Origin of the sequence: Citrobacter sp. XT1-2-2 (assembly GCF_023516235.1) — a bacterium.
GTDB classification, from domain to species: Bacteria; Pseudomonadota; Gammaproteobacteria; order Enterobacterales; family Enterobacteriaceae; genus Citrobacter; species Citrobacter werkmanii.
Window position 1 is genome coordinate 2,177,002 of sequence record NZ_CP097324.1, and the last position, 23,647, is coordinate 2,200,648.

Annotated in this window: 21 protein-coding genes; 12 read left to right on the forward strand and 9 right to left on the reverse strand. The window is 52.7% G+C overall.

All coding sequences use genetic code 11. The features are described from left to right. Positions 1–1,797, reverse strand: coding sequence for a glycoside hydrolase family 2 protein (locus M4I31_RS10325; RefSeq protein WP_085048073.1), 1,797 nt, complete (start codon positions 1,795–1,797; stop codon positions 1–3). Between the two features lie 367 nt (positions 1,798–2,164). Between M4I31_RS10325 and M4I31_RS10330 the strand changes: the two genes are divergently transcribed. Together M4I31_RS10330 and M4I31_RS10335 are read left to right on the forward strand one after the other, a co-directional pair. Further along, complete coding sequence (locus tag M4I31_RS10330) at positions 2,165–3,475, forward strand: MFS transporter (protein WP_233593108.1); 1,311 nt, start codon at positions 2,165–2,167, stop codon at positions 3,473–3,475. Between the two features lie 23 nt (positions 3,476–3,498). Then, positions 3,499–4,611 (forward strand): hypothetical protein, encoded by a 1,113-nt coding sequence (locus tag M4I31_RS10335; protein WP_085048074.1) that lies wholly within the window; start codon positions 3,499–3,501, stop codon positions 4,609–4,611. Positions 4,612–4,817: 206 nt separating this feature from the next. On the opposite strand, the gene ychF is transcribed toward M4I31_RS10335, so the two are convergent. Both ychF and pth read right to left on the reverse strand, forming a co-directional pair. After that, positions 4,818–5,912, reverse strand: a complete 1,095-nt coding sequence (gene ychF / locus M4I31_RS10340; protein ID WP_038641169.1) for a redox-regulated ATPase YchF — start codon at positions 5,910–5,912, stop codon at positions 4,818–4,820. Positions 5,913–6,027: 115 nt separating this feature from the next. Next, complete coding sequence (gene pth, locus M4I31_RS10345; RefSeq protein ID WP_085048075.1) at positions 6,028–6,612, reverse strand: aminoacyl-tRNA hydrolase; 585 nt, start codon at positions 6,610–6,612, stop codon at positions 6,028–6,030. A 275-nt stretch (positions 6,613–6,887) separates the two neighbouring features. Here pth and ychH point away from each other — a divergent pair, with 275 nt between their 5' ends. After that, complete coding sequence (gene ychH, locus M4I31_RS10350) at positions 6,888–7,169, forward strand: stress-induced protein YchH (RefSeq protein ID WP_085048076.1); 282 nt, start codon at positions 6,888–6,890, stop codon at positions 7,167–7,169. A gap of 121 nt (positions 7,170–7,290) precedes the next feature. Here the strand turns inward: ychH and lysC are convergent, their stop codons facing one another. Further along, a complete protein-coding gene (gene lysC, locus M4I31_RS10355) occupies positions 7,291–8,652 on the reverse strand; it encodes a lysine-sensitive aspartokinase 3 (protein WP_085048077.1) in 1,362 nt (453 codons plus the stop codon). Between the two features lie 611 nt (positions 8,653–9,263). On the opposite strand from lysC, the gene M4I31_RS10360 reads away from it, so the two are divergent. Both M4I31_RS10360 and M4I31_RS10365 read left to right on the forward strand, forming a co-directional pair. After that, the gene (locus M4I31_RS10360) at positions 9,264–10,649 is read left to right on the forward strand and encodes a diaminobutyrate--2-oxoglutarate transaminase (protein WP_038641163.1); all 1,386 of its coding nucleotides are present in this window, start codon (positions 9,264–9,266) and stop codon (positions 10,647–10,649) included. Between the two features lie 15 nt (positions 10,650–10,664). Further along, complete coding sequence (locus M4I31_RS10365) at positions 10,665–12,128, forward strand: aspartate aminotransferase family protein (RefSeq protein ID WP_085048078.1); 1,464 nt, start codon at positions 10,665–10,667, stop codon at positions 12,126–12,128. Positions 12,129–12,204: 76 nt separating this feature from the next. Here M4I31_RS10365 and dauA read toward each other — a convergent pair whose 3' ends face one another. The 4 genes from dauA to lolB all read right to left on the reverse strand — a co-directional run bounded on the left by dauA (position 12,205) and on the right by lolB (position 16,696). Beyond that, positions 12,205–13,887 (reverse strand): C4-dicarboxylic acid transporter DauA, encoded by a 1,683-nt coding sequence (gene dauA, locus M4I31_RS10370; RefSeq protein ID WP_085048079.1) that lies wholly within the window; start codon positions 13,885–13,887, stop codon positions 12,205–12,207. Positions 13,888–14,011: 124 nt separating this feature from the next. After that, a complete protein-coding gene (gene prs / locus M4I31_RS10375) occupies positions 14,012–14,959 on the reverse strand; it encodes a ribose-phosphate diphosphokinase (protein WP_001518537.1) in 948 nt (315 codons plus the stop codon). A gap of 265 nt (positions 14,960–15,224) precedes the next feature. Further along, positions 15,225–16,076 (reverse strand): 4-(cytidine 5'-diphospho)-2-C-methyl-D-erythritol kinase, encoded by an 852-nt coding sequence (gene ispE / locus M4I31_RS10380; protein WP_085048080.1) that lies wholly within the window; start codon positions 16,074–16,076, stop codon positions 15,225–15,227. Beyond that, positions 16,073–16,696: a lipoprotein insertase outer membrane protein LolB gene (gene lolB, locus M4I31_RS10385; RefSeq protein ID WP_085048081.1), complete on the reverse strand. Its 624-nt coding sequence runs from the start codon at positions 16,694–16,696 to the stop codon at positions 16,073–16,075. The genes ispE and lolB overlap by 4 nt, the downstream gene beginning before the upstream one ends. Positions 16,697–16,907: 211 nt before the next feature. Here lolB and hemA point away from each other — a divergent pair, with 211 nt between their 5' ends. The 6 genes from hemA to kdsA are packed head-to-tail and all read left to right on the forward strand — an operon-like array spanning position 16,908 to position 22,212. After that, positions 16,908–18,164 carry a glutamyl-tRNA reductase gene (hemA, locus tag M4I31_RS10390; RefSeq protein ID WP_038641154.1) on the forward strand — a complete coding sequence of 419 codons (1,257 nt, stop codon included), beginning with the start codon at positions 16,908–16,910 and terminating at the stop codon, positions 18,162–18,164. A 40-nt stretch (positions 18,165–18,204) separates the two neighbouring features. After that, positions 18,205–19,287: a peptide chain release factor 1 gene (prfA, locus tag M4I31_RS10395; RefSeq protein ID WP_038641152.1), complete on the forward strand. Its 1,083-nt coding sequence runs from the start codon at positions 18,205–18,207 to the stop codon at positions 19,285–19,287. After that, positions 19,287–20,120: a peptide chain release factor N(5)-glutamine methyltransferase gene (prmC, locus tag M4I31_RS10400; protein WP_085048082.1), complete on the forward strand. Its 834-nt coding sequence runs from the start codon at positions 19,287–19,289 to the stop codon at positions 20,118–20,120. Before prfA ends, prmC begins: the two co-directional genes overlap by 1 nt. After that, entirely contained in the window at positions 20,117–20,509 is a 393-nt protein-coding gene (gene sirB2, locus M4I31_RS10405; RefSeq protein ID WP_085048083.1) for an invasion regulator SirB2, read from the forward strand. The genes prmC and sirB2 overlap by 4 nt, the downstream gene beginning before the upstream one ends. Positions 20,510–20,512: 3 nt before the next feature. Beyond that, on the forward strand, positions 20,513–21,322 hold the full coding sequence (sirB1, locus tag M4I31_RS10410; protein WP_006684256.1) for an invasion regulator SirB1: 810 nt from the start codon (positions 20,513–20,515) through the stop codon (positions 21,320–21,322). A 35-nt stretch (positions 21,323–21,357) separates the two neighbouring features. Then, the gene (kdsA, locus tag M4I31_RS10415; protein WP_038641145.1) at positions 21,358–22,212 is read left to right on the forward strand and encodes a 3-deoxy-8-phosphooctulonate synthase; all 855 of its coding nucleotides are present in this window, start codon (positions 21,358–21,360) and stop codon (positions 22,210–22,212) included. Positions 22,213–22,258: 46 nt separating this feature from the next. Here kdsA and bdcA read toward each other — a convergent pair whose 3' ends face one another. Next, complete coding sequence (gene bdcA / locus M4I31_RS10420) at positions 22,259–22,972, reverse strand: SDR family oxidoreductase (protein ID WP_085048084.1); 714 nt, start codon at positions 22,970–22,972, stop codon at positions 22,259–22,261. A gap of 72 nt (positions 22,973–23,044) precedes the next feature. Here bdcA and M4I31_RS10425 point away from each other — a divergent pair, with 72 nt between their 5' ends. Next, positions 23,045–23,635, forward strand: a complete 591-nt coding sequence (locus tag M4I31_RS10425) for a TetR/AcrR family transcriptional regulator (protein ID WP_038641141.1) — start codon at positions 23,045–23,047, stop codon at positions 23,633–23,635. The last annotated feature ends 12 nt before the right edge of the window (positions 23,636–23,647 follow it).

The following is a 23,647-nucleotide window of genomic DNA, read 5'->3' on the forward strand; positions in this document are numbered from 1 at the left end:
TTACGCGTCAGTGTTTTTAAGCTGTTGGTAAAAATCACGCAGGATATAAAATGCTTTTTTACGCGTTACCTTGTCAGCGGTAATAAGGCCCTTGCAATTGAATCCCTTCTGATAGGGATTCTGACGGCGTTCTGTCCGGTAGTCATACAATAACCACGGGGTAAAACCCCGAACGTAATTAAGTTTTGGCAAATATTCGGTCTGCTTGCGATATACCTCCGCCATATAGTTTTCCGAGAACGGCCCTGACGTCGGCGCATTATCACCGATAACCCCTTCAGCCCCGGTTTCGGTAATAACGACGGGTTTAGAGGGTGATGAATTTTCTCCCAGCATAATCAGATCGTCGAAATTCTCTTCATACCAGCCGTAATACTCGTTAAGGCCGATAATATCGAGATGATCCGCCAGGCGATCTTCAATCTTCATTTTGGCATGGTTAACAAGGCAGGCGGCAGAAATTAAACGGCTTGGATCGGCCTGACGAGCGGCGTCAACCAGCATGGTCATAAAGTCCAGCCGTTCATCGGTATCCGCGTTTTCATTGCCGACCGACCAGATAATCACGCTGGCACGGTTACGGTCGCGATAAATCAGCTCCATCAGCTGATTATGTGCATCGCGCTGGGTAGCCGGATTTTTAAAATCTATCGCCCAGTAGTTTGGGATCTCTTCCCAGAGCAACAAGCCGACTTCATCCGCTATGCGAGCCGCCATCTCATGATGTGGATAATGTGCCAGCCTCAGGTAGTTGCAGTTAAGCTCTTTTGCATGGTGAAACCGGCGGCGGATATCTGCTTCACTGGTCATTTTTCCGGACAGAAGATCGTCTTCGTGACAGTTAACGCCGCGAAGATAGAGTGACTGGCCGTTCAGACGAATATCCGTCCCCACGACCTCTATTTGCCTGAAGCCGACACGATCGCTCACGTAGTCACGTCCCAGCGATGCTATCACGCGATATAATTTGGGACGGTCAGGGGACCAGATCTGCGGCATGGCAGACAGCTCTGCGTTCGCCACGCCGTTAATCACTGGAAGCATGACGGCAATACCCAGCTCTGAGATCGTTAAGTTAACCTCCTTCGCTTCTCCTTCCACGGCAATTTTTACCGCGATCCGGTTATATTTCCCATCAGGCACTAAATAGACAAACAGATCCCGGATATAGGATGGCGGGGTGCGATACAGTTCAATTTCACGGTATATCCCGCCATAGTTAAACCAGTCGTTATTTCGTAAGGGTAAACGATCAGTGGTACGCGTATTATTTACGCAGATCATCAGCACATTATTTCCCTGCTGAATTTCGGAGGTTAACTCTGCGCAAAATGGAGTGGAGCCACCATAATGGTTGCCAATAAATTGGTGGTTGAGGAATACTTTGCAATCGTAGTTAGCCGCGCCAATGCGCAAGAAAACACGTTCGTCCGCATCCCGTTCGATATAATCGATTTCGCGGGTATACCAGGCGCTCCCCTCAAAGTAGAACCACTTTTCGTTCATCATCTGCCAGCATCCCGGAACCAGTACGGAATTGCCAGCAAAAGGATCGTAGTCGTAAGGATCGCGGCGCGTTTCAGGATCGCGTTTTTCCAGAAGATGCCACTTTTGTCTTAGCCCGGTGTCATGGAGATCCAGCGTAAAGCGCCACTCGCCACTCAGGCTTTCACTGTCACGCCCCCCGGTGAACAACAGATTGGTGTGATTAAAATTCTGCGTATTGTACGGAATGTCATATTGCTCGTTGTGTAAGCACTCTACGGCATTTTCAGCCAGGTCCGATTTTTCCAGCATGAGATATCCTTCCTAAATGAGGTGTTTCTGAAGGATAACGGTTCAAATTCATACTCAGGGCTGCTTCCTCAATCACTGACGGAATCGAAAGTGGGAAAAAACTGTAAATGTGATGGATGTCGAAAATGGAGCGTGTTTTCACGTGATCGACATCTCATTATAAATTTTATCAGCGTGATCTTTATCACATTAGCATTTACGGGGAGCGATATTACTCACATAAATTCAGAGGGGAACTTCGGGGATCTCAATTCCATTTCTAACCCGTCACGGACTCTGACCCGGTCACTTACAATGGCGAAAAGTTAACAGTTATTTGTATTGGGTCTGTTTGGATACATTATCTTATCGTGACGGAGGAAATACGATGGGGCAGTTGCAAAGCGGTGTCAGTAATGAGGCAGTAAAGGCAGGATCGACAACCAGTCGATATCGATGGACAATTTGCGCATTACTCTTTTTTTCCGTCACCATTAATAATCTCGACAGATCTATTTTAGGTTTGCTCGCGCCAATGCTCCAGAAGGATATTGGCTGGAATGAGATTGAGTACGGAAATATTGTTACCGCATTTCAGGCGGCCTATGCGGTAGGCTTATTTCTGTGCGGACGTATTGTTGATGTTTATGGCGCCCGCCTGGTCTTGCCCATTGCACTCGCACTCTGGAGTATCGCGGCGATGGCGCACGGCATGGTCGGTACGGTTGTTGGGTTTATTTACGCACGCATCTTTCTTGGACTGGGTGAAAGCGCCAACTTCCCTTCAGCCGTGAAGGTAACCGCAGAGTGGTTTCCCAAACGAGAGCGCGCATTCGCAACGGGCATATTTAACGCTGGCTCTAATGTCGGGAATGTGTTTGCGCCGGTCATTATTCCCTGGATAGCCTTACAGTGGGGCTGGCGTGAAGCCTTTATCGTGACGGGCGCGGTAGGGCTTATCTGGATTGCTTTCTGGCTACTGCTGTATGGAAAACCGGAGAAAGTTAAGAAAGTAAACAAAGAAGAATTGGCCTGGATCCATCAGGATGATGATGCTGAGACGGCAGCGCAAACCACGCAAAAAATAAGCTGGTTAGGGCTGCTGAAATATAAGCAAACCTGGGCATTCGCCGTCTGTAAATTCCTTACCGACCCTATTTTTTGGTTCTTCCTCTTCTGGATCCCGAAGTGGCTACACGACGCTCGCGATATTGATATGGCCCATATGGCGATGCCGTTGGTGCTCATCAATGTGCTGGCAACACTTGGCGGTCTTGCAGGAGGCTATCTCCCGGCATGGATGGTTAACCGTGGAATAGCAGTAAATAAGGCGCGTAAGTTCACCTTATTATTATGCGCAATCTGCGTGCTCCCGATTTTATTGGTCTCCAACGTTTCTAATCTGTGGGTGGCGGTAACGTTAATTGGTATTGCCGTCGCGGCGCATCAGGGTTGGTCCGTCAATCTTTATACCAGCGTATCGGATATGTTTCCTAAACAAGCGGTGGGTGCCGTGGTAGGTATCGGCTGCCTGGTAGGCTCGCTTGGTTCCATTCTCTTTACCCAAGCGACAGGACATATTTTGCAGGCTACGGGCAGCTACTGGTCTATTTTCCTGATGGGCGGATTTGCCTATCTGCTGGGTTTCCTGATTATGCACGTATTAATTCCAACCATGTCGGTTGCTAAATTTAAATAATATTGATCTCACAGGTACAAAAAATGTCATTAACCGATAATTTATTACAGGAACGTATTCTTGCGGCTAAAGATAAAAGTCTGCTTTGGTTAAAAAGCATGCAACTTCAGAACGCAACCCCGGGCGTATTGCGTGTGAGCGAACGACACCAGGCTGAACAATGGCCGCAAATGCTTCTGCCAGGAACTTATGATGGTACGATGGCGCGCGCGTTATTAGGAGATAACATCCCGGAGAAAAAAGCGCTGGCGGACTGGATATTGCGCCATCAACGGGAGGACGGATATTTCGAACTGCCGGGCTTAAACTGGAGCGAAACATGGAAAGGCCCGGATGCCAATAAAACGCGCCAGTACATGCGTTTTCACGCGACGAATTACTGTATGGGGGCGCTGGAAGTGCTTGATCAGCTCAACAGGCTGGAACTGCCTTTTATAAAACCGTATCTCGATCCTCAGTATTTTTGGGCATGGCTGGCTCAACGTGACATGCGCGATCCGTGGCTTGAAGGTAACAACATCGTCAATATTGGCAGCTTCCTGCTGCTTGAAAAGCAACGCGATCCGCAGGGACCCGCGGCGCAGCGATTACAGGATATGATTTTCTGGCATAACCAGCAGAGTGAACCCTATTCCGGTTTCTGGGGACCCGGGCAGCAGTTCAGCCAGGAGGCACTTCTATTTGCGCTCTGCGGTGCAACGCATAATTTGCACGTGTTCTATGCCCTTGAGGAAGATATTCCCAATTTTAACCAGTCAATGAGCCGCTGCCTGGAGCAGCCCTTAGCCATCCGCAGCAGCTGTATTGATGTCGATATTATCGATATTCTGGCGCACGGCCATACGCGCTGTCCGCATCGTCGTGATGAAATTGAACACTGGCTGCGTCGTATGTTGGTGGCATTACTGGATTTCCAGAATGCAGATGGAGGGTTCCCGGACACCCTGCTTGGTGAGCGCGGTTACGATGGATGGGTGAAGGGTTACAAAGAGCCGCAGGGCTACAGTAATACTTTTGCGACCTGGTTCCGCTGGATAGCGATTGCGATGATCGCCCAGGTATTATGGCCGCAATGGCAGAACTGGCGTTTCCGTAAGACGATTGGTATAGGGTATTTCAAAGCCCCGTCCCTGTAATTTTCTTTCCTATAGCTAAGTGTCTCTGGCCCATAGATAAATCATCCCGCAAGGGGCGTCTATGGGCACGTCATACTGTTATTGATAGATTTTAATGTAAAAGTTGAGACTCTCTGAAATGAAAAATCCACGCAATTGCGTGGATTTTATGGGGTTTTCCATTTTTCATGCGATTCACTGAGATCGCATGAGACAACAGAAACGAATTAGACGTTGAACAGGAAGTTCATCACATCGCCATCTTTCACGATGTAATCTTTCCCTTCTGCACGCATCTTACCGGCTTCTTTCGCGCCTTGCTCACCTTTGTAGGTGATGAAGTCTTCAAACGCGATAGTCTGTGCACGGATGAATCCTTTCTCGAAGTCGGTGTGAATTTTACCGGCCGCCTGCGGAGCGGTAGCGCCGACAGGGATGGTCCATGCACGTACTTCTTTCACGCCCGCGGTGAAATAGGTCTGCAGATTCAGCAGCTCATAGCCTGCGCGGATCACGCGGTTCAGTCCCGGTTCTTCCAGACCCATCTCGGCCATAAACTCTTCACGGTCGGCGTCGTCCAGCTCTGCGATGTCGGCTTCAACGGCGGCGCAAACAGCTACCACTACGGAACCTTCAGCAGCGGCGATTTCGCGTACCTTGTCGAGGTACGGGTTGTTTTCAAAACCGTCTTCGTTGACGTTGGCGATATACATGGTCGGCTTCAGCGTCAGGAAGCTCAGGTATTTGATGGCCGCTTTATCTTCGTCAGTCAGATTTTTCAGCGCGCGCAGCATTCCGGCGTTTTCCAACTGCGGCAGGCATTTTTCCAGGGCAGCCAGTTCAGCTTTAGCGTCTTTGTCGCCGCCTTTGGCTTTTTTCTGTACGCGATGAATAGCGCGTTCACAGGTATCCAGATCGGACAGCGCCAGTTCGGTATTGATAACATCAATATCGTCAGCCGGATCCACTTTGTTATTAACGTGGATGATGTTGTCGTTCTCAAAGCAGCGCACCACGTGGCCGATAGCTTCGGTTTCGCGGATGTTAGTCAGGAACTGGTTACCCAGACCTTCACCTTTAGAGGCGCCTTTTACAAGGCCCGCGATATCAACGAATTCCATCGTGGTTGGCAGGATGCGCTGCGGTTTGACGATTTCGGCCAGCTGATCCAGACGCGGATCGGGCATCGGGACAACACCCGTGTTCGGCTCGATAGTACAGAACGGGAAGTTTGCCGCTTCAATACCCGCTTTTGTGAGCGCGTTGAACAGGGTGGATTTGCCTACGTTTGGCAAACCGACGATACCGCATTTGAATCCCATGTTTAAATCACCTTAATCTTTTGATATTCAATCTGTTATGGAAAACAGATTGTAGAAAAGTAAATAACTTTGCCTATTATACACAGCACGCGAGCAAAATGCCGCACATCGCTGCTTATTGCGCTTTAAAGGTATGTAACCGGCTCGTTGCTTTAGTCAGGCCATCTTTGAACAAAATCTCGGTACAACGGACCGCTTCGTCAATCGCTTCATCAATTAACTTCTGTTCAGAAACAGGTGGTTTGCCTAAAACAAACCCGACAACTTTGTTTTTATCGCCCGGATGGCCAATTCCAACGCGTAAACGATGAAAGTTAGGGTTATTGCCTAACTTGCTGATGATGTCCTTCAGGCCATTATGTCCGCCATGACCACCGCCAAGCTTAAATTTCGCCACCCCTGGCGGCAGGTCTAGTTCGTCATGCGCAACCAAAATTTCATCGGGGTTGATGCGATAAAAACTTGCCATCGCGCCGACCGCCTTGCCGCTCAGATTCATAAATGTGGTCGGCACCAGCAGGCGGACATCTTCGCCTTCGAGCGTAACCCTGGAGGTGTAGCCGAAGAATTTCGGCTCATCGCGCAGGGGCGCGCGTAGTCTCTCTGCCAGTAGATCAACATACCAAGCACCGGCGTTATGCCGCGTTGCCGCATATTCTGCGCCGGGGTTTGCCAGACCGACAATCAATTTAATCGACACGTGTTTTGTCCTGAATGTATCTATAAACGACGTGTAGTTTACTGTCTGGCGCTGCGCTTGACAAAAAACTGCGTGCTTATCCTCAGAAAACTGAATAATTGCGAAACTGGACTATTAGAAATTGAGTGTGTTCAGTAGCTTATTTGTAAAGTTTTGTTGCGCGGGTGTTTGTAATTGTGATCGCTCCCGCACTTGCGAACGGCAGTGTTGTCTATACTTTACACATAAGGATTAGGGGGATTCCCTGTAACAACCCAAAGTTCCGGAGGTGACACATGAAACGCAAAAACGCTTCGTTACTCGGTAACGTGCTCATGGCTTTAGGGTTGGTGGTGATGGTGGGTGGCGTTGGTTACTCTATTTTAAACCAATTGCCGCAATTTAATCTGCCACAGTTTTTCGCACATGGTGCCGTGCTCAGTATTTTTGTCGGCGGAGTTCTCTGGTTAGCGGGGGCCAGAGTCGGCGGGCACGAACAAATCAGTGACCGTTACTGGTGGGTACGTCATTATGACAAACGCTGCCGTCGCGGTGATACCAATCATCACCACAACTAAATAGCCTCTCCGCTGCGAGAGCCACTGTTTGCGGGCAGAGTCCTGGTTGAAAACCAGTCCTCTGCTTGTTCATGTTGTCCTGGATAAATGCGCTTATCTTCGCTGCGCATTAGCAGAGATGTTATTCGAATAATCGATAATGTAACGTCTTAATCGCGCTATCCGCCGCGTCGGCTGGTAACAAAATGCACAAGTTATCGTTTGATGCGCCGTGGCAAATCATGCGTACCGTATGCTCTTCGAGCCAGGCAAAAACGTCTTTGCAAACCCCCGCAGCCCGGGTCAGTTTATTGCCCACCAAAGTGACTAATGCCAGTCCGGTTTCCACTTCCACCCGACAGTGGGAGGACAATGCGGTAAACAATGCCGTGCTCAGTATATGGTCCTCACCCGATGTCGCATGAGTGGCGTCCAGCGCCAGCGCAATACAATTTTCTGATGTCGTGACCAAATCCACTGCCACCGCGTGGTGGGATAAAATGGCAAATACCTGCGCCAGAAAAGCACAGGGCGGTTGTGTCTGCAAACTGTGTAATCGTAATAGCGTCTGTTTACGGCGCACGGCGAGTGCCCGATAACGCGGTGGATTATCGGTGGTGTTGTGCACCAGCGTACCACCGGCAGAAGTATCTTTACTTGAGCCAACAAAGACCGGAATGTTTTTCCGCATTGCCGGGAGCAGCGTCGCCGGGTGAAGAACCTTCGCACCGTAGGCGGCCATATCGCTGGCCTCGGAAAATGAGATATGGTCGATCCGTTTGGCCCGTGGTGCAATGCGCGGATCGGTGGTGTAGATCCCGGCAACGTCAGTCCAGATGTCCACACGTGCGGCGTGCAGCGCCTCACCAAGTAGCGTGGCGGTGTAATCACTCCCGCCGCGTCCCAGCGTTGTGGTATGCCCGCCTGCTTCGCGACCAATAAATCCCTGGGTAACCATAATAGCCTGTTCAAGACGCGGGCGCAGATGAGTCTCCACCTGGTGGTGCAGGGTGCTGAGATCCGGTTCAGCGCAGCCGTAGTTCGAGTTGGTACGCATTACGCTGCGGGCGTCAAACCACCCGGCTTCGGCGTGCCGTTCACGTAATACTTCAGTAAACAGCAAAGAGGACATCAGTTCGCCGTGGCTGACTAACTCATCGCTTAGCGCATCGGACGGTGAAACCGTCGCCGCTTCTGCAAGGCGGCGTATGTTGTTGAGAAGATTATCGATTTCCGTGCTGATAACGGACGGCTGCTTCAGGCGGGAAATAATGTTGTATTGGATGGCGCGTAACGTCTCAAGCTTATCTAATTGTTGATGTGTTTCCAGACCTTCAGAAAGCTCGACCAGTAAGTTTGTTACGCCTGCGGAAGCAGACAAAACGACTAAACGGACATCTTGATCAGCAAGAACAATGCTGGCGCTGCGGTTCATCGCATCAAAATCAGCGACGCTGGTGCCGCCAAATTTGGCAACGACGGATGGTGGATAAATGCGAGTCATAACAATCTCATATCAGGGCGCCATAAAAGTATGGCTAGAAAATTTTCATTCTCGGCATAAGGGAACGCACGTTCTCCTTACGAAATGTCCGCCCGCGAACATTTCTGCTGACAACCCAGGGAATCCCTGTTGTCGATAACGCGTGTCGCCTGTACGCGTTACCGGGTGCTGCGCATTAGTTCTTTATTTACAGAGCCTGTAAATAAGCGCGCCATACTAAGTGATTTATATTTAGGGATCGACTTTTTTATTCGATTTATCGAAAAATAAGTGAAAAATCATGTCGTAGTGAATAAACGCGTACATTATTAATGGTAAAAACATGTAAAAAAATAATAAAAACATGAAAACCTCATGGTTTTTATAACATCGTATACGTTGCGACTGGCAACAATTTTGTAAAATAAATAGCTATATTTGTTTATGATTTCCTAATGTCGGATGTACTTTATGCTTTGAATTTTAAGGTAAAAATGCTCATTTAAGACGTTGGAAAATAAATGATTGAGTCCTGTGCTAAAACAACATATATTAGCCGCGCTTTTTTACAGGTAATCCTTATAACCATTTATTCAATCAGGCGTTAATCTACACCTGGTTGTAGGAGTGATATGATGACGGATAAAGTCCGTATTGATACTTTAAGTGCTAATTCATTACCGCAGAGCAATGATACCTTTTTAGCAAGACAGGCTGAGTTTGAATCTAATGTCCGCAGCTATCCACGTAAACTGCCATTAGCGATTGCGAAAGCGCAGGGCGTCTGGATTACTGACGTAGAAAATAATCAATATCTTGATTGTCTTGCAGGTGCCGGTACCCTGGCGCTCGGTCACAATCATCCTGAAGTGCTGCAGAGCATTCAAAGTGTCATCACAAGCGGCTTACCGTTACATACGCTTGATCTTACCACGCCGTTAAAAGATGAATTTTCATCTTATTTACTGTCTTTATTACCGGGCCAGGGCAAAGAGTATTGCCTGCAGTTCACCGGGCCGTCCGGTGCCGATGCCGTTGAAGCGGCGCTGAAGCTGGCGAAGAAAGTAACCGGCCGTTCCAGCATTATCAGCTTCTCCGGCGGCTACCACGGGATGACCCACGGCGCGCTGTCCGTAACCGGCAACCTGTCGCCGAAAGAAGCCGTCAGCAACATGATGGCGGAAGTGCAGTTTATGCCGTATCCACATCAGTACCGCTGCCCGCTGGGTATCGGCGGTGAGGCTGGCGTGAAAGCATTAACTTACTACTTCGAAAACCTGATCAACGACGTTGAAAGTGGCGTGCGTAAACCGGCTGCGGTGATCCTTGAAGCCGTGCAGGGCGAAGGCGGCGTGAACCCGGCGCCGGTCGAGTGGTTACAGCGCATCCGTAAAGTCACTCAGGAACACGGCATTCTGCTGATCATCGATGAAGTCCAGGCAGGCTTCGCGCGTACCGGTAAGCTGTTCGCCTTCGAACATGCGGGTATCGAGCCAGACATCATCGTCATGTCCAAAGCGGTGGGCGGCGGTCTGCCACTGGCGGTTCTGGGGATTAAGAAGCAGTTCGATGCGTGGGCTCCGGGCCACCATACCGGTACCTTCCGCGGCAACCAGCTTGCGATGGCGACTGGCCTGACAACGCTGAAGATCCTTAAAGATGACAAGATTGCCGACAAAGTTGCCGCCCAGGGCGAGTGGCTGAAAGGCAAACTGGCTGACCTGCAGAAACGCTACCCGGTGATTGGCCAGGTGCGCGGTCTGGGTCTGATGATCGGTCTGGAAATCGTTAAGCCGAACGAAGCGCAGGATCACATGGGCTGCTACCCGGCCGATGGCGAGCTGTCTGCGCTGCTGCAGAAAAAATGCTTCGAAAACGGGCTGATTCTGGAGCGCGGTGGTCGTAACGGTTGCGTCTTGCGCCTGCTGCCGTCTCTGCTGATCACTAACGCTGAGCTGGAAGTGTTCCTCGATAAATTCGAAAACGCCCTGCTGGGCGCTGGCGTGAAGCCGGTTTAAACGGAGTTGGATCGAATGTCAGACGTAAACCCGATTCTGTCCGGCTCGGCGCAGAGTATTGCCGCCTATCAGGACGCTATCGAGCAGAGTACGAAAGCGGTCGTTGAATGGTTGAAGCAGCCTGAAATGTATCAGGGCAAAACCGTTGAGCAGCTGCGCGAACGTATCAACCTGAATTTTACGTCTCAAGGCCTGGGCAACCAGGCCGCTATTGAGCGTGCGGTTGAATACTTTCTCAAAGACAGCCTGTTGGTTCACCATGCGCAGTGCGTGGCGCACCTGCACTGCCCAAGCCTGGTGATTAGCCAGGCGGCGGAAGTGCTGATCAACGCCACTAACCAGAGCATGGACTCCTGGGACCAAAGCCCGTCGGCCACGATCATTGAGATCAAACTGATCGAATGGCTGCGTGAGCAGGTGGGCTATGCGGCAGGTGATGCAGGTGTGTTCACCAGCGGCGGCACCCAGAGTAACCTGATGGGCCTGATGCTGGCGCGCGACGCGTTCTTTGCTCGCCAGGGACACTCCATTCAGCAGAATGGTCTGACCGGCGACCTGAGCAAAATCAAAGTGTTTTGCTCTGAAAGCGCGCATTTCTCCGTGCAGAAAAACATGGCGTTGATGGGGCTGGGCTACCGTTCCGTTACTCAGGTGAAGACCGATGTGTTCTCACGTATGGACCTGTCTGACCTGAAAGACAAGCTGGCCCAGGCGCAAGCCAACGGCGAGCAGGTGATGGCGATTGTCGCCACGGCCGGGACGACCGATGCGGGCGCTATCGACCCGCTGGCGGATATCGCGGCGCTGGCGGCAGAGCACCAGATCTGGATGCACGTCGATGCGGCGTGGGGCGGGGCGTTACTGCTGTCTGAGCAGTATCGTCACTTCCTGAACGGTCTTGAACTGGCAGACTCCGTGACGCTGGACTTCCACAAACAGTTCTTCCAGACCATCAGCTGCGGCGCGTTCCTGTTAAAAGACGCGCGTCACTACGAGCTGATGCGCTACCAGGCGGCGTACCTGAACTCTGATTTCGATGAAGAGCACGGCGTGCCGAACCTGGTGTCGAAGTCGCTGCAGACCACGCGCCGTTTCGACGCGCTGAAGCTGTGGATGGGCCTCGAAGCGCTGGGTAAAAAGCAGTATGCCGAAATTATCGATAACGGCGTAACGCTGGCCCGTGATGTGGCTGAGTTTGTGAAAACCCAGCCGCATCTGGAGCTGGTGATGGAGCCGCAGCTGGCAAGCGTGTTGTTCCGCTTCCGTCCGGCAAGCGACGATATGGCGTTTGTTGCGCTGCTCAACCAGCGTATCGGCGACGTGCTGCTGGCTTCCGGTAGCGCCAACGTCGGCGTCACCGAAGCCGATGGCATCACCTGCCTGAAGCTGACGCTGCTGAACCCGACCGTGTGCCTGGAGGATGTGAAAGTCCTGCTGGCGAGCGTGAAGGCGACGGCTGAGCAACTGCTGAAAGCGTAAGCATTAAGCTTGGTATAAAAATGGCTCCCGCGGGAGCCATTTTTTTATCTGTAGCGCTTCGACGACCCGCGACGGGTTAGATGATGTCTGCGAGCGCGGCGTCTTTATTCGGGAAGAACGTCAGACGTCCTGGTATAGGCTGAATACCCGCGCGCGCCATAGTACGTAGCGGCTGGAACTCCAGGTTACTGATACGTAATTCGCAACCTTCCGGCAGACGTTTAACAAAACGCTGGAAGGCGTCCAGACCACCGGCATCCAGCACCGGGACTGCGTCCCACTTCAATACCACAATGCGTTTACCCGCAATACGCGACTCGAGATCGGTAAATAATCCCTCCGCTGCGGCAAAGAACAGCGGGCCGATGACGCGTAGCACCAGAACATCGCCTGGTACATCAACGTTGACCGGCGCCAGACGCGTCATACGCGCAATACGGCGCATAAACAGCAGAGAGGCGAGAACGATCCCGACGCTGATGGCGATAACCATGTCGAACAGCACCGTCAGCGACATACACATCAGCATGACGATGATGTCGTCTTTTGGCGCATGGCGCAGCAGATCCACCACTTTGTGGGCTTCACTCATGTTCCATGCCACCATCAGCAGCAGTGCGGCCATGGCGGAAAGCGGTAGCCAGGAAAGCAGCGGCGCTAAAACCAATAGCGCCAGGATCACCAGAATCGCGTGGATGACCGCAGAAATGGGTGAGGTTGCCCCGGCGCGGACGTTGGCCGCAGAACGGGCAATCGCCGCCGTGGCGGTGATACCGCCAAAGAACGGCGCGACGATGTTACCCAGCCCCTGGCCAATCAGCTCGCTGTTGGCTTTATGCTTGGTGCCGGTCATCCCGTCGAGGACGACGGCGCACAGCAGAGATTCAATCGCCCCCAGCATCGCCATCGAGAAGGCTGCCGGTAACAGCGCCTGTAACGAACTCCAGCTCAGGGTAAAGTTTGACTCGGGCATATTCCACGGCAATACCAGTTGCGGCAGCAACTGCGGGATACCGTTACCCTGTGAGCCGTCAGCCAGAATGTAGTGGAACTGGGAACCGATGGTCGCAACGTGACCACCGGTCAGGTTCACAATTCCCATTACCGCACAGCCTGCCAGCAGAGCAGGAAGGTGGCCCGGTAGTCGGATCCCCAAACGAGGCCAGAAAATCAGGATCCCCAGCGTTACAACGCCAATGGCGGCATCGCCGAAGTTGATGGTCGGCAAGGCCATAAACAGCGCACCAACTTTTTGCAGGTAGTGCTCCGGTACATGGGCCATTTGCAGGCCAAGAAAATCTTTAATCTGCATGGTACCGATGGTGATACCAATACCCGACGTAAAGCCTAACGTAACCGACACGGGAATATATTCGATCAGGCGACCAAAGCGGGCGAGGCCGAAAAGGATCAGAAATATCCCGGACATGAGCGTGGCAACCAGCAGGCCTGCCAGCCCAAACTGTTGCGACACCGGATACAGGATCACCACGAAGGCGGCGGTTGGGCCAGAGACGCTAAAGCGCGACCCCCCGGTGAGGGCGATAACAATCCCAGCGACGGCGGAGGTATACAGACCGTACTGCGGCGCAACGCCACTGCCTATTGCCAGGGCCATTGCCAGAGGAATGGCAATGATCCCCACGGTTATCCCGGCGATCAGGTCACGGGTAAAGCGAGAAGCGGTATATTTTTCTTTCCAACAAGCGTCGATGAGGGCGCGGAAAGGCATCACATGTGAGGAAAATAATCTGTTCACAATAATGTTTCATCCATGAGCGCATCATCTGTCAACTAAATGGCAGGTGAAGGAGGCAAAAGTCATACAAATAAGTATTACAGATAAAAAAACCCGCCGCAGCGGGTTTTTGAGCCGGGCTCGATTAATGCTCGAACATGGCAGAGATGGATTCTTCGTTGCTGATACGACGAATCGCTTCGGCCAGCATACCCGACAGGGTCAATGTACGCACGTTTGGCAGTGCTTTGATTTCGTCAGTCAGTGGAATAGTGTCACAGACAACGACTTCATCAATCACTGAGTTGCGCAGGTTGTTTGCCGCATTACCTGAGAAGATCGGGTGGGTTGCGTAAGCAAATACGCGTTTTGCACCACGTTCTTTCAGTGCTTCTGCTGCTTTACACAGCGTACCGCCGGTATCGATCATGTCATCAACCAGTACGCAGTCACGACCTGCAACGTCACCAATGATGTGCATCACCTGAGAAACGTTCGCACGCGGACGACGTTTGTCGATGATAGCCATATCGGTATCGTTCAGCAGTTTAGCAATAGCACGGGCACGCACGACGCCACCGATATCCGGAGAAACCACGATCGGGTTGTCCAGGTTCAGTTGCAGCATGTCTTCTAACAGGATCGGGCTACCGAATACGTTATCAACCGGTACGTCAAAGAAGCCCTGGATCTGTTCAGCATGCAGGTCAACGGTGAGGACGCGGTCAACGCCAACGCTGGACAGGAAATCAGCGACGACTTTAGCGGTAATCGGTACACGAGCGGAACGTACGCGACGATCCTGACGTGCATAGCCGAAGTAAGGAATAACGGCAGTGATACGGCCTGCGGAAGCACGGCGCAGCGCATCAACCATAACGACCAATTCCATCAGGTTGTCGTTAGTAGGGGCACAAGTGGACTGGATGATGAAAATATCACCACCGCGTACATTTTCATTAATTTGTACGCTGACTTCGCCGTCGCTAAAGCGACCTACAGCGGCGTCGCCGAGTGAAGTGTACAGGCGGTTGGCAATACGTTGTGCTAGTTCCGGGGTGGCGTTACCAGCAAAAAGCTTCATATCAGGCACGAGAAGAACCTCAGGCATGCGTCCATTGGTGGAAAGAATCTGCCGAAAACTGTGCGGGCCAGGCAGTATCCTCTCCATGCGGTGTATTAAAGAGCGCGATGCAACGTCTGGAACAGGGTGACGTTGTCACCGCAACTCAGCTTGCCCGGTTTACCCTTCATCCTTCGCGTTTCATGTGCGTTGGCGTTAATTCCTCACACCAGTACATACTGTTGTATGCGCCAGGCGCTCCGTCATCTCGCCATCTTCCTGAAACCCGAATGATTTAGAGTAACGCTCTATGCAAAGGGGAGAGGTTGACGCCTTTCGCCACAAAGCCTTTGAGCCATTCCGGGGCTTGCTCAAGCACCTGGCGAGCACGAGACTCTGTATCAAATTCAGCAAAGACACAGGCCCCTGTACCAGTCAGGCGCGACGGCGCGTATTCTAACAGCCAGGAAAGCGCCGCATCAACCTCGCGAAAACGTTTTCTTGCGATAACCTCGCAATCATTGCCGAATTCACATTTTAGTAACGTTTTTATTGACCTTTTTGGCGTGTTACGCGGGAGGTCAGGATCGTTAAAAATGAGCGGCGTTGGAATACTGACTTCCGGATGAGCGACCAGATACCATTTTTCCTGGGGATTGACCGGCGTCAGAATTTCTCCCACGCCTTCGGCAAAAGCCGCGTGGCCGCGCACGAACACGGGAACATCCGCCCCCAGCGTCAAGCCGATTGCCGCCAGTTCATCAACCGAAAGCCCGCACTGCCAGAGATGATTCAGCGCCACCAGAACGGTGGCCGCATTTGACGAACCACCGCCCAGGCCGCCACCCATCGGCAGGCGTTTTTCGATACTGATGTCCGCGCCGCTTCCTGCGGGCAGGCGAGCGGTCGCAGACGCCGTCTTCATCAGCAAACGCGCCGCGCGCACGATCAGGTTATCTTCATGCGCAACGCCTTCCACCGGTGTTAAGAGATGAATTTCACCGTCGTGGCGCAGATTGATGCCAATCTCGTCGCCATAGTCGAGAAACTGGAATAACGTCTGCAGCGTGTGGTAACCGTCCGCACGCTGCCCGGTAATGTATAAAAACAGATTCAGTTTCGCCGGAGAGGGCCAATGGCTCATCATTTCACAATCCAGTTATCCATTTTCAGCTTAATACGCTGGGAGCCGTCGGACAGCTCCATATTGGCCGGCATCGCAGGCTGCGTTTTGCTGTCGTAGGCGCTATAGACCACTTTCCAGCTTTTACCGTCTTTGCTGTAGTTCACTTCACTCAGACGATATTGGTCGTCGAGCTTGTAATCGGTAGCGTCACCCGGCAGACCAAGGATCCACTGGCGCAGACTGTTCAACGGAATAGGCATGCCGGTCAGTTTTCCAATCATCTCTTCGGCGTCGTCGGCGGTGTAGTGCTTACCTTTATTATCGACAAGTTCAACGTTGCCCGGCTGCGCATTGAGTTCCAGTTCCGTGCTTCCCAGCGGGTTGGTCAGCAGCAGACGATAGCGATCCTGTCCGGTTTGCTGCCAGAAAAAGCGGGCATACACTTTCTGTTGATCGGAGATATAAGCGAACGCACCGCGCGTCTGATATTGGTTCAGGGCGCGTACTTCCTGCTGGTGCTGGCGCCACTGCGGGGAATCGGGGCTTTTGCCGGGACCTTTCGGCGCGTTGAGGGTACAGGCACTAAGAACCAGGGCCGCAAGGGGCAGCAGGCGAGTCAGGCGAAAATCAGGCAGGGTCATAATGATGACAAATCCTTGAGATACGTTGCAGTTATAACTCTCAATGCTAGCGCCACCATCTGACATCGTCTACGTTCAAGTTATCTTAAATCGCTTAAATTTGTGCGCTAAGCTATTACTCCAAAAGGGGGCTGTCTCTTTTATTGACCGCACGCATCCTGTATGATGCACCCAGTCTAACCTTATCAACGCTGGTACTATTCCCGCTCACATGACCCTTTTAGCGCTTGGTATTAACCATAAAACGGCACCTGTATCGCTGCGAGAACGCGTAACGTTTTCGCCGGATACGCTCGATCAGGCGCTGGACAGCCTGCAAGCGCTGCCAATGGTGCAGGGCGGGGTAGTGCTGTCGACATGTAACCGCACAGAGATTTACCTCAGCGTGGAAGAGCAGGATAACCTGCAAGAAGCGCTGATTCGCTGGTTGTGCGAATACCATAATCTTAATGAAGAAGATCTGCGCAATAGCCTGTACTGGCACCAGGACAATGACGCCGTCAGCCATCTGATGCGTGTTGCCAGTGGTCTGGATTCGCTGGTGCTTGGCGAGCCGCAGATTTTGGGACAGGTGAAAAAAGCCTTTGCGGATTCGCAGAAAGGCCACCAGAACGCCAGTGCGCTCGAGCGCATGTTCCAGAAATCGTTCTCTGTCGCTAAACGTGTCCGTACCGAAACCGATATCGGCGCCAGCGCTGTTTCCGTGGCTTTTGCCGCCTGTACGCTGGCGCGGCAGATCTTTGAATCGCTCTCCACGGTAACCGTGCTGTTAGTCGGCGCAGGCGAGACCATCGAGCTGGTCGCGCGTCATTTGCGCGAACACAAAGTGAAGAATATGATCATCGCCAACCGTACGCGTGAACGCGCGCAGGTGCTGGCGGATGAAGTCGGCGCCGAAGTGATTTCATTGAGCGATATCGACGCCCGCTTGCAGGATGCCGATATTATTATCAGTTCAACCGCCAGTCCGCTGCCGATTATCGGTAAAGGAATGGTAGAGCGTGCGCTTAAAAACCGTCGCAACCAGCCTATGCTGCTGGTGGATATCGCCGTACCGCGCGATGTCGAGCCGGAAGTGGGCAAATTGTCCAACGCCTACTTGTACAGCGTTGACGATCTGCAAAGCATCATTTCGCATAACCTGGCGCAGCGCAAAGCGGCTGCTGTGGAAGCCGAAACGATTGTAGCGCAGGAAACCAGTGAGTTTATGGCCTGGCTGCGTGCCCAGGGCGCAAGCGACACTATCCGCGAGTATCGCAGTCAGTCAGAACAGATCCGTGATGAACTGACCGCCAAAGCGTTGGCCGCTCTTCAACAGGGCGGTGATGCGCAAGCCATTATGCAGGATCTGGCCTGGAAACTGACTAACCGCCTAATCCATGCACCAACCAAATCACTTCAACAGGCCGCCCGTGACGGGGATAGTGAACGCCTGAATATTCTGCGCGACAGCCTCGGGCTGGAGTAGCAGCACACCAATCTTATTTTTACAGGGTGCATTTACGCCTATGAAGCCTTCTATCGTTGCCAAACTGGAAGCCCTGCATGAACGCCATGAAGAAGTTCAGGCGCTGCTCGGCGATGCGGGTACTATCGCAGACCAGGAACGTTTTCGTGCACTGTCGCGCGAATATGCCCAATTAAGCGATGTATCGCGCTGTTTTACGGACTGGCAACAGGTTCAGGAAGATATCGAGACGGCTCAGATGATGCTCGACGATCCTGAAATGCGTGAAATGGCGCAGGATGAACTGCGCGAAGCAAAAGAGAAATGTGAACAGCTGGAACAACACCTGCAGGTTCTGCTGTTACCGAAAGATCCTGATGACGAACGTAACGCCTTCCTTGAAGTGCGCGCGGGAACCGGTGGTGATGAAGCGGCGCTGTTTGCCGGTGATCTGTTCCGCATGTACAGCCGTTACGCTGAAGCGCGTCGCTGGCGGGTTGAGATCATGAGCGCCAGCGAAGGCGAGCATGGCGGATTTAAAGAAGTCATTGCCAAGATTAGCGGCGAAGGCGTTTATGGCCGACTGAAATTTGAGTCCGGCGGTCATCGCGTGCAGCGCGTACCGGCGACGGAATCACAGGGACGAATTCACACCTCTGCCTGTACGGTCGCGGTCATGCCGGAACTGCCGGATGCTGAACTGCCGGACATCAACCCGGCCGATCTGCGTATTGATACCTTCCGCTCATCAGGCGCAGGGGGCCAGCACGTTAACACCACCGACTCCGCAATCCGTATTACCCACTTGCCAACCGGCATCGTGGTGGAATGTCAGGACGAACGTTCACAGCATAAAAACAAAGCGAAAGCGATGTCGGTGCTGGGGGCGCGCATTCGTGCGGCCGAAGTGGCAAGGCGTCAACAGGCGGAAGCCTCTGAACGTCGCAACCTGCTGGGCAGCGGCGATCGCAGCGATCGCAACCGCACCTATAACTTCCCGCAGGGGCGCGTGACCGATCACCGCATTAACCTGACGCTCTACCGTCTGGATGAAGCGATGGAAGGCAAACTGGATATGCTCATTGAGCCAATTGTCCAGGAATACCAGGCCGACCAACTGGCGGCATTGTCCGAGCAGGATTGATGGACTATCAGCACTGGCTGCGTGAAGCGATAAGCCAATTACCGGCAAGCGAAAGCCCGCGCCGTGACGCCGAGATTTTACTCGAGTTCGTTACCGGTAAGGGGCGCACCTTTATTCTGGCTTTTGGCGAAACGCTGTTAACCGAGGCGCAGCGTCAGCAGCTCGACACATTACTGGAGCGGCGTCAGCGGGGCGAACCCGTGGCGCACTTAACCGGCGTTCGCGAGTTTTGGTCGCTGCCGCTGTTTGTATCGCCAGCCACGCTGATTCCGCGTCCGGATACCGAGTGTCTGGTGGAGCAGGCGCTGGCTCGCCTGCCAGCCTGTGCATGTCGCATTCTCGATCTGGGGACCGGTACGGGCGCGATTGCCCTGGCGCTGGCAACCGAGCGTCCGGATTGCGCGGTGACGGCGGTTGATCGGATGCCGGATGCCGTGGCGCTGGCTATGCGTAATACGCAGCACCTGGCTATCGGCAATGTTCGCGTGCTGCAAAGCGACTGGTTTAGCGCTTTGCAGGGGCAGCAGTTTGACATGATTGTCAGCAATCCTCCGTACATCGACGAACAGGATCCGCATCTGGCGCAGGGCGATGTGCGCTTTGAGCCGCTGTCGGCGCTGGTGGCGGGCGATCGGGGGCTGGCGGATATCGTACATATTATCGATCGGTCTCAGCACGTGTTAACGCCCGGCGGCTATCTGTTGCTGGAACATGGCTGGCAGCAGGGTGAGGCCGTGCGCGATGCCTTTACGCGCGCGGGTTATCTGGCGGTTGAAACCTGCCGTGATTATGGCGGCAACGAGCGAATTACGCTTGGACGCATCCCATCATGAGTACCATCAGTGTGTTACTCAACGTTCATCTCATCAGCATTGCGTTTTCCGTTAGTCTGCTGACGCTGCGTTTTTGGTGGCGTTACACCGACGCGCGTCTAGCCCGTGCCCGCTGGACGCGCATTGTGCCGCCGGTGGTGGATACCGTTTTATTAGTCAGCGGCGTGGCGTTAATGATTAAAACGCACATCCTGCCATTCACCGAACAAGGGACATGGCTGACTGAAAAGCTGTTTGGGGTTATCATTTACATCGTTTTGGGTTTTATTGCGCTCGATTACCGTCGGGCGCGCAGCCAGCAGGCGCGATTAGTCGCATTTCCGCTGGCGTTGGTGGTGCTGTACATCATCATTAAACTCGCCACCACAAAAATACCGTTACTGGGGTAAGTCATGAGGTCGTTAGCTGATTTCGAATTTAATAAAGCGCCATTGTGTGATGGGATGATCCTGGCGTCGGAGTCTATCCGTCTGGATTTTCCAACACAAACTGTCTATGACGAACTGGAACGTCTGGTCAGTCTGGCGCAAGAAGAAATTAGCCAGCTCCTGTCTCAGGATGAGCAACTGGAAAAACTGCTGGCACTTTTTTACGGCGAATGGGGGTTTACGGATACCCACGGCGTCTATCGTCTTTCTGATGCACTATGGCTCGACCAGGTTCTGAAAAATCGTCAGGGCAGTGCGGTGTCGTTGGGCGCGATCTTATTATGGATTGCCAACCGACTTGATCTGCCGCTGGTACCGGTGATTTTCCCGACACAACTCATCCTGCGCATTGAATCGCTTGATGGCGAAATGTGGCTAATCAATCCGTTCAATGGCGAAACGTTAAATGAACACACGCTGGAAGTGTGGCTGAAGGGGAACATCAGCCCGGTCGCGGAACTGTTCAATGAAGATCTGGATGAAGCGGATAACGCAGAAGTGATCCGCAAACTGCTCGACACATTGAAATCATCGCTGATGGAAGAGCGGCAAATGGAACTGGCGCTGCGAGCCAGTGAAGCATTATTACAGTTTAATCCTGAAGACCCGTATGAAATACGCGATCGGGGATTGATATATGCGCAACTGGAGTGTGAACATGTTGCGCTGACAGATTTAAGTTATTTCGTTGAGCAGTGTCCGGAAGACCCGATCAGCGAAATGATTCGTGCGCAGATTAATACCATTTCGCACAAACAAATTGTATTGCATTGATTAATGACACTTTACCTACCGTTTAAGGCGATCCTATGAAACAAAAAGTGGTTAGCATTGGCGACATCAACGTGGCAAATGACCTGCCGTTCGTGCTGTTTGGCGGAATGAACGTGCTGGAATCCCGCGATCTGGCGATGCGCATTTGTGAGCACTACGTAACCGTTACTCAAAAACTGGGTATCCCTTACGTGTTCAAAGCCTCCTTTGATAAAGCCAACCGTTCTTCCATCCACTCTTACCGTGGGCCGGGCCTTGAAGAAGGGATGAAAATCTTCCAGGAGCTGAAGCAAACTTTTGGCGTAAAAGTGATCACCGACGTTCACGAAGCCAGCCAGGCACAGCCTGTTGCTGACGTGGTGGATGTGATTCAACTGCCGGCATTCCTCGCTCGCCAGACCGATCTGGTGGAAGCGATGGCGAAAACCGGTGCCGTTATCAACGTGAAAAAACCGCAGTTCGTAAGTCCGGGTCAGATGGGTAATATCGTGGATAAATTCCATGAAGGCGGTAACGATAAGGTTATCCTGTGTGACCGTGGCGCGAACTTCGGTTATGACAACCTGGTTGTGGATATGCTGGGCTTTAGCGTGATGAAAAAGGTCTCTGGCAATTCGCCGGTGATTTTCGACGTCACCCATGCGCTGCAGTGCCGCGACCCGTTTGGTGCCGCAAGCGGCGGCCGTCGTGGTCAGGTGACTGAACTGGCGCGCGCGGGCATGGCGGTAGGTCTGGCAGGTCTGTTTATTGAAGCGCATCCGGATCCAGCCAATGCGAAATGCGATGGCCCATCCGCACTGCCGCTGGCGAAACTGGAACAGTTCCTCACGCAGATCAAAGCGATTGATGACCTGGTGAAAAGCTTCGACGAGCTCGATACTGAGAACTAAGACAACTGAACAGGCCGGGGCACTTGTCTCCGGCCTGTTATTACTGTCAGGCGCCAAACGCCCCATCAATTGTATGCATAGCTCCCGTCACAAACCCGGCCTCCGGACCAGCCAGCCAGGCAACCATTCCGGCCACTTCTTCTGGTCGACCGTGGCGTTTTAGTGCCATAAAGCTGTGCATCAGCTCTTTCAATGGACCTTCTGCTGGATTAGCGTCAGTATCAATGGGACCCGGTTGCACTACGTTGACTGTAATGCCACGCGCGCCGAAATCACGGGCCAGCCCTCTTGCCAGGCCTTGCAGAGCAGACTTGCTTAACGCGTAGGAAGCCATACCGGCAATTGGCATACGATCGCCGTTCACTGAACCAATAATGATAATCCGCCCGCCGTCAGGCATTTGTCGTGCCGCCTCTACTGCCGCGTACCAGGGCGCGTGGATATTAATGCGGAACAGGCGCTCAACGTCATCGGGATCCTGCTCCAGCGGGTCGCCGAACAGCACAATTCCTGCATTCACCACTAACACATCCAGCGGGCCGCTTTCCCGTACCCGGTTAATGACGGCATCGCGATCGGCGCTATCGGTTTGCGTCATGTGGGAACCTGTTTCATCCGCAAGCGCTTTTGCAGCGTCTGCGGAGCCTGAATAGGTAAAGGTAACCGCTGCGCCATCTGCGGCGAAACGGCGCACAATAGCCGCGCCAATCCCCCGACTGCCGCCAAGAACCAGAACTGATTTGCCGTTAAATGGGGACATGAGATACTCCTTGAACAATTATGTAGTGATCGATATATAATGGGTGCATGGTTTTCTGTCAATGGATTTGTAATGAGCACTACAAAATGTTCGCGCGCCCCAGGCCGACCACGTAATTTTGATCCGGAACTGGCTGTTGCCAAAGTACAGCCCTTATTTCACGCGCATGGATACGACGCTGTGAGCGTAGCGGATGTTACGCAGGCCCTGAACATCAAGCCCCCCAGTTTTTATGCCGCTTTTGGGAACAAAATCGGTCTTTATGAACGCGTGCTTGGTCGCTATGTACAAACTGATGCGATCCCGTTTGATGACATTTTGCGTTCTGACAGACCGGTTGCCGAAAGCCTTGCTGCGTTGCTTGAAGAGGCGGCGCGACGCTATGCCGCTGATCCGCATGCGCCTGGTTGTTTGGTTCTGGAGGGCACGCATAGCAACGATCCGCAGGCACGGCAGGTGGCCCGGGCTTTCTACTCGGTTGCAGAACATAAAATTCATGACTTTATTGCACAGCGCCATCCCGAAGTGGCTGATAGCCTGACCGATTACATCAGTACCACGATGCTTGGTCTGTCGGGAAAAGCCCGTTGTGGGCATACGCTCGAACGTTTGCTATCCAGCGCACACATCGCCAGCCAGGCGGTGTTGCATCAGCTTTCCTGATTTTCATCACAT

Coding starts and splice junctions, on each gene's coding strand:
- M4I31_RS10325 (WP_085048073.1), bottom strand. CDS start 1,797: ATGCTGGAAAAATCGGACCTGGCTGAAAATGCCGTAGAGTGCTTACAC.
- M4I31_RS10330 (WP_233593108.1), top strand. CDS start 2,165: ATGGGGCAGTTGCAAAGCGGTGTCAGTAATGAGGCAGTAAAGGCAGGA.
- M4I31_RS10335 (WP_085048074.1), top strand. CDS start 3,499: ATGTCATTAACCGATAATTTATTACAGGAACGTATTCTTGCGGCTAAA.
- ychF (WP_038641169.1), bottom strand. CDS start 5,912: ATGGGATTCAAATGCGGTATCGTCGGTTTGCCAAACGTAGGCAAATCC.
- ychH (WP_085048076.1), top strand. CDS start 6,888: ATGAAACGCAAAAACGCTTCGTTACTCGGTAACGTGCTCATGGCTTTA.
- lysC (WP_085048077.1), bottom strand. CDS start 8,652: ATGACTCGCATTTATCCACCATCCGTCGTTGCCAAATTTGGCGGCACC.
- M4I31_RS10360 (WP_038641163.1), top strand. CDS start 9,264: ATGATGACGGATAAAGTCCGTATTGATACTTTAAGTGCTAATTCATTA.
- M4I31_RS10365 (WP_085048078.1), top strand. CDS start 10,665: ATGTCAGACGTAAACCCGATTCTGTCCGGCTCGGCGCAGAGTATTGCC.
- ispE (WP_085048080.1), bottom strand. CDS start 16,076: ATGATGAGCCATTGGCCCTCTCCGGCGAAACTGAATCTGTTTTTATAC.
- lolB (WP_085048081.1), bottom strand. CDS start 16,696: ATGACCCTGCCTGATTTTCGCCTGACTCGCCTGCTGCCCCTTGCGGCC.
- hemA (WP_038641154.1), top strand. CDS start 16,908: ATGACCCTTTTAGCGCTTGGTATTAACCATAAAACGGCACCTGTATCG.
- prfA (WP_038641152.1), top strand. CDS start 18,205: ATGAAGCCTTCTATCGTTGCCAAACTGGAAGCCCTGCATGAACGCCAT.
- prmC (WP_085048082.1), top strand. CDS start 19,287: ATGGACTATCAGCACTGGCTGCGTGAAGCGATAAGCCAATTACCGGCA.
- sirB2 (WP_085048083.1), top strand. CDS start 20,117: ATGAGTACCATCAGTGTGTTACTCAACGTTCATCTCATCAGCATTGCG.
- sirB1 (WP_006684256.1), top strand. CDS start 20,513: ATGAGGTCGTTAGCTGATTTCGAATTTAATAAAGCGCCATTGTGTGAT.
- kdsA (WP_038641145.1), top strand. CDS start 21,358: ATGAAACAAAAAGTGGTTAGCATTGGCGACATCAACGTGGCAAATGAC.
- bdcA (WP_085048084.1), bottom strand. CDS start 22,972: ATGTCCCCATTTAACGGCAAATCAGTTCTGGTTCTTGGCGGCAGTCGG.
- M4I31_RS10425 (WP_038641141.1), top strand. CDS start 23,045: ATGAGCACTACAAAATGTTCGCGCGCCCCAGGCCGACCACGTAATTTT.